The organism is Flavobacterium sp., assembly GCF_036405015.1.
In the GTDB taxonomy this organism is placed as follows: Bacteria; Bacteroidota; Bacteroidia; order Flavobacteriales; family Flavobacteriaceae; genus Flavobacterium.
Genome location: NZ_DASWYK010000054.1, coordinates 1 through 6,611, shown reverse-complemented (window position 1 = coordinate 6,611; position 6,611 = coordinate 1). Strand labels below are relative to the sequence as shown.

The window sequence follows — 6,611 nt, the reverse complement described above, 5'->3', positions numbered from 1 at the left end:
ACGGCTCTAAACATCAAAAAATACTAATAAACGACATTCTAAAATACCACTATGATTTTTAATTCAAGCAAACTCTACAGAGTACCTATACGTTTCCATGTTTACTTTTGGTTAACGTATTTTGTATTCAATACATTCCGCTGGGGAAGTTATTTTAACGATTACGTTTACTCCTTAAAAACTACTTTACTTGGATTCCCAATTCACATGGCGTTATGTTATCTCAATATTTTGGTTTTGATGCCTTATTTGGTTTATCGCAAAAAATACTTCCTATATATAATAACCGTACTTTCGGCAATTTTTGTCATGGTCGTCATAAAGTTCAATTTGACTTATTTGTTGATTACACACGATGTCTGGCCCGAAGGACCTCAAACCATAAACAATCTTACGCTAAATTATACAATTGACATGATGATGGGCGAATTGTACGTTATGACTTTTGTTACAGCAATTAAAATCACATTTGATTTATTGCAAGAGCAAAGACGTGTAACCGATCTGGAAAAATCGCAATTGGAAACTGAGCTGTTGTTTTTAAAATCTCAAATCTCACCACACTTTTTCTTTAATACCTTAAATAATATCTATTCGCTTTCTGTAGAAAAATCCAACAAGACACCTAAAATAGTCCTGAAGCTTTCTGAATTAATGCGCTACATGCTTTATGAAACAAAAGAAAAGAAACAAAGCTTGGAAAATGAGATTATGTGCATTCAGAATTATCTGGATTTGGAAAGAATTAGAAATGGAGAACGCTTAGAAGTCAATATGTATATTTCAGGAGACATTCATGATAAAGAGATTTCTCCGGTTTTACTTTTAACTTTCGTCGAAAATGCTTTTAAACACGGAGTGAACAAAAATACTGGAAATGTTGTAATTGATATTAACTTTAAAGTAAAAGGCGATTATCTGTATTTCATTATTTCAAACCCAATGCCTGAAATTACCGTACATAAAGACAATTTTAACAAGTCAAGTGGTATAGGTATTGAAAACGTCAAAAAAAGACTCGAACTCGGATATAATAAAAGTGACTATAAGCTTTCATTTAAAAATAAAAAGAATATTTTTGTCGTTAAACTTGTTATAAAAGTCACGTAGCCCATCTTTTACAAGTTTTGAAAACTATACCTACAAAAACCACATATCGGCCTAAAATAATATTTACAAATGAAAATAAAGTGTTTAATTATCGATGATGAGCCATTGGCAATAAACGTTATTAAAAATTATATTGAACAGATTGAGGATTTAGAATTAATAAACACCTTTAGTAATTCTATTGAAGGACTGAATTTCTTAAAAAACAATACTATTGATGTAATTTTTCTGGATATAAACATGCCTGTTTTAGACGGTATTAACTTTATTAAAAGTTTAGAAAATCCACCTTTATTAATTATCACAAGTGCTTACGATCAGTTTGCAATTGAAACTTACGAACTTGACGTTTTAGATTATCTGGTAAAACCAATTGAGTTTCCGAGATTAATGAAAGCAGTCAACAAAATCAACAAGCGCCTTAATAATACAAGCAAACTTCCTCAGGAAAACAGCAAAGAGAATCCTTTTATTTTCGTTAAAATCGATAAGAAAAAAATGAAGAAGATTTTCCTGAACGAAATTTTAGTGATTGAAAGTTTGAAAGATTACCTAAAAATCAGTACTACTTCTGGAAAGTTTATCATTCACAGCACTTTATCTGATTTTACAAGTTTATTACCAGAAAGAGATTTTATCAGAATCCACAGATCTTACACAATTGCAATTGATAAAATCGACGCCGTTGAAGGAAACAGCATTGAAATCGAAGGACTTAGATATGTCATAGGAAGATCTTATATCGACGAAGTAAAACAAAAGATTTTGAATTCTTCTATATAAGATATTTAACCGCAAAGACGCAAAGATTTACGCAAAGTTCGCAAAGATTTTTTTGTGCTTGATACCTAAAAAACAATAAAAAAAGTTCGCAAAGCTTAACACAAAGCTTTGCGAACTTTTTTTATTCTCAATTATATAAATAAATCACCGCGACCTCCGCGTAAAAAACTTAGCGAACTTTGCGTAAACCTTAGCGCCTTTGCGGTAAAAAAAATGCGGTGAAAAAACGTACAAAAAACGAAAATGCGGCCAACCACGACCGCATTTTCTCTCAATTATAGGTAACTAACCAAAATAAACCATGAAATAGTCTATTATCTTTATTGCTTGCAAAAAGCTTAGAAATGATAACGTTTAAACGCCTCGATAGCCGAATAATCTGCTAATCCTAAGTTGTGATATTTTTCTGCAGTCAATCTATTTCTGTCTTCAACTCGCACCCAAAACTCCCTGCTGTCATCACCTTGAAACATAACTCCGTCTTTTTGAGACTGGTGATAAAAAATTGCATGTCGTTTCTTTAAAACCTGGTCAGGACTCATTGGAACTGCCATGTCAATTTGGTACGATTCCCATTCATGCCATGCGCCTCGGTATAGCCAAACCCAACAATCCTTCATAAAATCTTTTTGTTTTAATCTTTTTAAAGCTTCAAACAAACTGTCTAAACACACTTTATGAGTTCCGTGCGGATCTGCTAAATCTCCAGCGGCATAAATTTGATGCGGTTTTATTCTTTCAATAATATCACACATAATGTTGATATCTGCATCCGAAAGATTATTCTTTTTAACCGTTCCAGTTTCGTAAAACGGAAGATCTAAAAAGTTTACATTAGAATCTGGCAAACCTAAATAACGAGTTGCTCCTAAAGACTCACTTCTTCTAATTAATCCTTTTAATTTTCTAACTTCTAACGAATCAATTTCATTTCCTGTTCTGTTCTGAAGAAATTCAATAATTTCATTAGACACACCAGAATTTGGATTTAATGCTTTTGAGATTTCAGCAAATTTCAAAGCTTCTTCGTTAGAAACGGCAATATTTCCAGAAGTCTGATACGCAATATGAACCTCGTGCCCCTGCTCTACCAAACGATCGAAAGTTCCTCCCATCGAAATCACATCATCGTCTGGATGCGGACTGAAAATAATAACTCTTTTCTTCTCTGGAGTAGAACGTTCTGGTCTATATGTATCATCAGCATTTGGTTTCCCACCTGGCCATCCTGTGATGGTTTGCTGCATTTTATTAAACATCTTAATGTTCAAATCGTATGCAGTTCCTTCTTCCGTCAAAAGACTTGACATTCCGTTGTCGTTATAATCTTTATCTGTCAGTTTTAGGAAAGGTTTCTTCGTTAACTCACTTAACCAAGCGACAGCTTTTAGCTTTAATTCATCTGTCCAGACACAAGATTTAACCAACCATGGGGTTTTAACTCGTGTCAATTCAGATGAAGCTTCTGTATCTAGAACAAATGTTGTGTTGTGATGCTCTTGTAAATACGTAGCCGGTACTTGCGAAGAAACCTCGCCTTCGATTGTTTTTTTTATAATTCCTGCTTTACTGATTCCCCAACCTAGTAAAACGATTCTTTTTGCATTTCTTACGGTTCCAATTCCCATTGTAATGGCTTTTCTCGGAACATTGTCAATTCCTAAAAAAGAAGAAGCCGCATCTATACGTGTCAAATGATCTAGCGTAATACTTCTGGTTCCTGAATTCACGTGAGAACCTGGCTCATTAAAACCAATATGTCCTGTTCTACCGATTCCTAAAAGCTGAAAATCCAAACCTCCATAAGAGATAATTTTCATCTCGTAATCGATACAGTATTGTTGTAATTCCTCGGCACTCACCTGCCCGTCCGGAATATTGATATTTTCAGAAGGAATATTTACATGATTGAATAAATGCTCATGCATAAAATGATAATAACTCTGAATATCATTTTTATCCATCGGATAATATTCATCTAAATTGAAAGTCACTACGTTTTCAAAACTTAGTCCTTCTTCTTTATGCATTTTAACCAGCTCCTCATACACCTTAATTGGCGAAGAACCTGTAGCTAAACCTAAGACACAAGGTTCACCTAATTCGTTTTTCCTCTGAATTAAATTAGCTATTTCGCGTGCTACCAACAAAGAAGCTTCCTGCGATGATTCAAAAATAACATTGTGAATTTTCTCGAAACGAGTTTCTTCAAACTTTCCTGCTTCTCTAAAACCTATATCTTCTTTAATCATACCGCCTCGCTGTTTTAATTAATGCAAGATAAAAGTAGAATTATATTATTCCGAAATACTAAAAATTCGACTAATAACGATTGCCGTTCGTCAGAAAACAAATTATGATTTAATATTCCGTAGGAATATCTCGTCGGTAAAAAAAATATTCATTATGTGTTGTGTTCTGGAGGAACATCTGATTTTATAAAAATGAAAAACTGCGTCGTTAATCAAACGTTCCTACGGAACGTATTAATCGTATCTCAAATTTGGTTCTACCGACGAAACATTCCTACGGAATGAATTGTCTCTGAGAAGCTTCATTTTGAAAGCTAATTTGTTGAGTCAAATAGTACGCTGATAAAATAGATTCGCTTTACGATAACACGGATAATCACATATTTAGTGTACCGAATTGATTTTATTCAACATTAAACGATTATGATTTAATATTCCGTAGGAATATCTCGTCGGTAAAAAAAATATTCATTGTGTGTTGTGTTCCGGAGGAACACCTGATTTTATAAAAATGAAAAACTGATTCGTTAATCAAACGTTCCTATGGGACGTATTAATCGTATCTCAAATTTGGTTCTACCGACGAAACATTCCTACGGAATGAATTGTGTTTGAGAAGCTGCATTTTAAAACCTAATTTATTGAATCAAATAGCTCTACCAACGAAACATTCCTACAGAATGAATTGTTATCTCAAAACTATTTTATTCTACAACGCCAATTTCTGCAATCGAAACACTTTGTCCATTTCCTACAGCAGCTGTAGCAACAAATCTTAAAAATCTTGCTTTTACTGCAGTAAAACTCTTCATTTGTTCAATTGGGTTATGTTTGATATTTGAGAATTCTCCTTCTGATTGTTTGGTCCAAGTGACATTATCTTCGCTGGTATAAAATTCATAGTTTGAAATCAAATTTGAGTTGCTTCCTACTTGTTTTGGAGTAAACGTAAAACCTGCGATATTTCTTTCTTCTCCCATATCAATAATGATAGACTGAGGTAATTTATTTTCGTTATTTCCAAACTCCCAATCTGTATTGGCATCTCCGTCAATAATTCTTTCAACCGATTTATTGTCGCCGCTTGAAATCGAAATTACTTTCCATTTTTCTTTAGAAATACCATATTTAGCCGATTTAACCGCACTGTTGATTTTCTCTTTTGTACTTCTCGATATCGCTTTAATTTCTACTGCTTTATTGTAAACAAATGGTCCTTTATATAAAATGCTTTTTTCTGAAGGATTTTTTCCGTCAAGCGAATAGTAAACAGCATTTCCATCTTCCGCTTTAAGCGTTACCAAACCATTTTTGTCTCTAAGAATTTGTGGTTCTTTAACGAAAGTTGGAGCATTATACGCTTCAATTGTACTGATTACAAAACCTGCTTTCGCATCTAATATATTCACTCTAATAGCAGAAGCCGTAACACGATCTAAACGAAGAATTCTTTTGTAACCAATTGTAGTTTCATTAGCAATCGTTTTCCATTGTCCGTTTACATTTGCTTCAACCGAAAATGCTTTTACACGCTGTCCCAATTTAATGTATTCTTGAAGTAAAATTCTGTTAATTGCCGTTGGCTTTTTAAATGTAAATTCGATTGTGGCTTGTTTTACTTTATCGTCAGTTGCCCAATAGGTATTTTTATTTCCATCAATCACATTTTGCGGACCGAAATTAGAATCTGCCGCTCTTGTATTTGAGGCTTGAACTTTTGTTCCTTTTAATAATTCTGTTTTGAAATCGGCTTTGATTGTGGCAACCAATTCTTTTAATCTTGCTTCGTCATTTTCATGAACTAAACCTCTTGTATCAACTGGAAGATTTAACAATAAAGTTGCATTTCGTCCAATTGATTCGTAATAAATATCGACCATTTCGTCAAGCGAACGAACCTTGTCATCTTCAACTGAATGATAAAACCATCCCGGTCTAATAGAAACATCGGCTTCTCCTGGAACCCATTTTTCTCCGTCTTCATGTCCAGACGTGAATTCGCTGTAATGCACTTTTCCAGCCAATTCATCTTTCTGTCGTAACAAAGACCAATTGGTTCTTCCTGCGCGCCCTTCTTCATTTCCAATCCACCTTGCTTCTGAAGGTCCAACTCCCCAAACCAAAGTTTTTGGTGCGATATCGTAAATTAATTTATAGGTTTCGTCCCAATTGTAATACGTTAGCGAATTGATTTTTCTGGTTTCATTTGCGCCTCCGTAATAACCGTCACCGCCGTTTGCGCCATCAAACCACATTTCGAAAACATCTCCGTAATTGGTCAATAGTTCTTTTAACTGATTTCTGAAATAGGTTACATATTCAGGTTTTCCGTATTGCGGATGATTTCTGTCCCAAGGCGAAAGATATAACCCCAATTTTAAATCGTATTCTTTACAAGCTGCTGCCAATTCTTTTACCAAATCGCCTTTTCCGTTTTCCCAAGGTGAATTTTTAACCGAACGTTCT

Annotated in this window: 4 protein-coding genes; 2 read left to right on the top strand and 2 right to left on the bottom strand. The window is 34.1% G+C overall.

From position 1 onward, the window contains the following. Positions 1–51 precede the first annotated feature (51 nt). A complete protein-coding gene (locus VGE71_RS04305) occupies positions 52–1,110 on the top strand; it encodes a sensor histidine kinase (RefSeq protein WP_331137193.1) in 1,059 nt (352 codons plus the stop codon). Between the two features lie 69 nt (positions 1,111–1,179). Continuing rightward, positions 1,180–1,893 carry a LytR/AlgR family response regulator transcription factor gene (locus tag VGE71_RS04300; RefSeq protein ID WP_144219592.1) on the top strand — a complete coding sequence of 238 codons (714 nt, stop codon included), beginning with the start codon at positions 1,180–1,182 and terminating at the stop codon, positions 1,891–1,893. A gap of 338 nt (positions 1,894–2,231) precedes the next feature. On the opposite strand, the gene nagB is transcribed toward VGE71_RS04300, so the two are convergent. Together nagB and VGE71_RS04290 are read right to left on the bottom strand one after the other, a co-directional pair. Continuing rightward, positions 2,232–4,145, bottom strand: a complete 1,914-nt coding sequence (nagB, locus tag VGE71_RS04295) for a glucosamine-6-phosphate deaminase (RefSeq protein WP_331137192.1) — start codon at positions 4,143–4,145, stop codon at positions 2,232–2,234. A gap of 704 nt (positions 4,146–4,849) precedes the next feature. After that, on the bottom strand, positions 4,850–6,611 hold a 1,762-nt coding region (locus VGE71_RS04290; protein ID WP_331137191.1), incomplete at its 5' end, for a discoidin domain-containing protein.